Consider the following 3,427-nt stretch of genomic DNA (forward strand, 5'->3'; position numbering starts at 1 on the left):
ATAAACTCACTGGGTCCTGTCTATCCCTTCGATCGGAAGGCCAATCGTTCTTTGATGGGTAGCGGGGATGGCTTCGGCTGGATAAGCGGTCCAGTAATAAAGAAGCTTTCCCTCTCGTCCGTAAGGAGAATTCGCGAGGGCTGTTCTCTGCCGATAATTGGAGTCGGTGGCGTTTCAAGCGCAGATGATGTTATTGACTTTCTCTCTTGCGGCGCGTCGGCGGTGCAGATGCTTTCTGGAGCCCTGATAAACGGCAAAGAACTTTTCAAAAGGATAGTGGACTCTCTTCCGTCGGCTCTCGAAAAGAGAGGATTCGAAAGTGTGAAAGATGCGATCGACTCTGCCGAAAGACAGAAAGAGTCCTTTGAGGTGAGAAATCCGGTAATCGATCACGATAAATGTACGAGATGCGGATTGTGTGTTGCGGTTTGCCCTTACTTTGCGCTGAGTCTGGATGAAAAGGTGGAAGTGGACACGGCTGAGTGCTTCGGTTGCGGGCTGTGCGAATCACGTTGCCCAGTTGGCGCGATCGGCGGTGTCCTGACTTGAGAAAATACTTTCTAAAGTGCATCAGTTGCGGCAAGGAATTTACAGAAGATGAAGTAGATTACTTCTGCCCCGATTGCGGTGAGAGAAGGGGAACACTGGAAGTCGTTTATGATTTCGAGCAGGTGAGAAAGCAATATAGATGCAGTTCATTACCGCTTCACAGAAAGGGAATCTGGGCTTTCGACTTTCTGCTGCCCTTTGAAGAAGAGGTCGATCCTCCGGAGCTTCTGGTTGGAAACACGCCGCTGTATAGAAGCGATTCTCTTGCAAGAAAGTATGGGGTGGCAGAGGTTTTTGTGAAGGACGACGGAAGAAACCCGACGGCCTCCTTCAAAGACAGAGCTAGCGCAATCGCAGTGGCAAAGGCCAAAGCGAAGGGATTCGACACGATCTTCTGTGCCTCAACCGGAAACGCGGCGAGTTCTCTGTCCGGGCTTTCTGCCGTGGCAGGTATGAAGAGCGTGATATTTGTTCCCGCAACGGCCCCGACAGCAAAAATTACTCAGCTCCAGGTTTACGGCTCGAAGATTCTGGCAATTGATGCGAGTTACGACAGGGTATTCGATCTCTCGATGGAGATTGGAATGTCAATGGGCTGGTACTGTAGAAACAGCGCAATAAATCCATATCTTCTCGAAGGAAAAAAGACTTGCGCGCTTGAACTTGCCTTTGAGATGCGGGATAATCTCCCGGATTTCGTTTTTGTTTCGGCAGGAGACGGAACTGTGCTTTCAAGTTTCTACAAGGGATTTGATGATCTCATCAAACTCGGGGTCATAAACAAAATGCCGACCATGGTGGGAGTGCAGGCAGAGGGCTCCGCCGCGATTATGAGAACCTATGAAAGGGGTTCCCCCTTCGACCCGATCGATTTCGAGGCATCGACGGTTGCCGACAGTATCTGCGTTGGAAAACCGAGAGATGTCGTTAAGGCCTGTCGCTACACCAAAGCACATGACGGTCTCTTTTTATCTGTTTCAGACAGCCGAATTCTTGGGGGTATAATTGAACTTGCAAGGGAGACAGGCGTATTCGCTGAGCCGGCCGGAGCGACAGCATTTGCCGGGTTCAGAAAGGCGAGAGAAATCGGGATTGTCGACGAAAGTAGCAGGATTCTGGTCGTCGTTACGGGCAATGGCTTGAAGGATCTCAAGAATGTATCGACTGTTCTTCCCGAAGTAAAGACCCTCCCGCCGGAGAAAGATGTTATTGAGGAGGCACTTAGATGAAGATCACCTTCACACTTAACGATGAGACTTTAACAATGGATGTTGAGGAAGATATCAGGTTGCTGGATTTCCTACGCGACGAACTTGGACTCACCGGAACAAAGGAAGGTTGTGGCGAAGGAGAGTGTGGAGCCTGCACCGTAATAATCGACGGCAAGGCGGTCAATTCCTGTCTCGTCCTTCTTCCTGAGATAGACGGTTCAGAGATCACAACGATCGAAGGGCTCTCTAAAAATGGAGAGCTTGACCCCATTCAGAAGGCCTTCATTGAAGAAGGAGCAGTTCAGTGCGGATTCTGCACGCCGGGAATGATTATGTCAACGAAGGCGCTCCTAGACCGGAAGGTCAATCCAAGCGATGAAGAGATAATGGAAGCGATAGAGGGTAACCTCTGCAGATGTACCGGCTACTACAAGATACTCCAGGCAATAAGAACGGCAGCTGAGAATTTAAGGAAGGCAAATGAATAGTGAATCGGTTGCACTGATACTTCTCGCGGCCGGAGAATCCAGTCGTTTTCGCGGCGAGAAGCTGCTTACGGATTTCAGGGGGAAACCTCTTCTGCAATGGTCGCTCGATAATCTTGAAAGAGTCGTTGCTCTGGAGAAGATTCTGGTACTGAAGCCGGGTTTCGAAATTGAAAAATTCAGGACCGGTACGTTCAGAACGGTTGTCAACGAGAAGTATTCGGGCGGTATCTCGACAAGCATAGTCAAGGGCATGGAAGAGTGCCCCGAAAGCTGTGAAGGAATCGTCTTGTCGCTTGCAGATATGCCTCTGATTACCGGAGAAGACTTCGATCGTCTTCTCCATTCCGTAAGGCCAGATGATGAAATGGTCTCCTTCGTTTTTCGGGGTAAGAAAGGCTTTCCGACATTCATATCGAAGAAGCTGTTCCCCGAACTCTCCGGAATTTCCGGTGACAAGGGTGCCTATCAGCTGGTGAGAAGAAAGCTGGCATCGATTCGCGAAATCGAGGGCGCAAGACACAATGTCTTTGACATTGATGTACCAGAGAAGATAGTTCATTCAGACCACGATTATTCTTTTTAGATAGCCAGAGAGGATTTTGGAGGTGAAGTGAGATGTCGTTTAGGGTTTTTATGCCGACCAGTGAGGAGGAGCTCCAAACACTCCTTTCTGAGAGAAGCTGCATTCTTGCCGGCGGCACCGACCTGCTGGTGAAGATAAGGTTGAAGAGAGTGCTCCCAGATAAGGTGATAAGCCTGAGGCATCTCGAGGGGTTTAATACCATAGAAGACCTCGGCGACTCGCTTAGAGTGGGCTGTAAGGTCACCATGTCCGAACTTCTGACCAGCGATGCAATTATTGAGCACAGCAAAATACTGGGGATGGCTTTAAGAGAGATTGGAAGTCCACAGATCAGAAACCGGGCCACACTGGTTGGAAATGTCGTCAACGCGTCTCCCGCGGGCGATTCGATAGTTCCTATGTTGCTTTCCAATGCAAGCCTGTCGATAGGTGGTCCGACAGGAGAGAGAGTCGAAAGAATCGCCGATTTCATAAAGGGACCTGGATCGACCTCTCTCGCGAGTGGGGAGTTCGTCAAGTCCATAACGTTCGAAAAGACTGGAGATTTCTTTCCTCAGTTCCACAAAGTTGGCCAGAGGAACGCAATGGCCATTGCG

At 49.8% G+C, this 3,427-nt stretch carries 5 protein-coding genes; all 5 read left to right on the forward strand.

Annotated elements, in window-relative coordinates; translation table 11 throughout:
- On the forward strand, nucleotides 1-549 hold a 549-nt coding region (locus ENN47_13615; GenBank protein ID HDP79184.1), incomplete at its 5' end, for a 4Fe-4S dicluster domain-containing protein.
- A complete protein-coding gene (gene thrC, locus ENN47_13620) occupies nucleotides 546-1,778 on the forward strand; it encodes a threonine synthase (GenBank protein HDP79185.1) in 1,233 nt (410 codons plus the stop codon). The genes ENN47_13615 and thrC, both read left to right, overlap by 4 nt.
- Nucleotides 1,775-2,248: a (2Fe-2S)-binding protein gene (locus tag ENN47_13625; protein HDP79186.1), complete on the forward strand. Its 474-nt coding sequence runs from the start codon at nucleotides 1,775-1,777 to the stop codon at nucleotides 2,246-2,248. The genes thrC and ENN47_13625 overlap by 4 nt, the downstream gene beginning before the upstream one ends.
- Complete coding sequence (locus tag ENN47_13630; GenBank protein ID HDP79187.1) at nucleotides 2,241-2,831, forward strand: nucleotidyltransferase family protein; 591 nt, start codon at nucleotides 2,241-2,243, stop codon at nucleotides 2,829-2,831. Before ENN47_13625 ends, ENN47_13630 begins: the two co-directional genes overlap by 8 nt.
- A 32-nt stretch (nucleotides 2,832-2,863) precedes the next feature.
- On the forward strand, nucleotides 2,864-3,427 hold a 564-nt coding region (locus ENN47_13635; GenBank protein ID HDP79188.1), incomplete at its 3' end, for a xanthine dehydrogenase family protein subunit M.

Origin of the sequence: Mesotoga infera (assembly GCA_011045915.1) — a bacterium.
In the GTDB taxonomy this organism is placed as follows: Bacteria; Thermotogota; Thermotogae; order Petrotogales; family Kosmotogaceae; genus Mesotoga; species Mesotoga infera_D.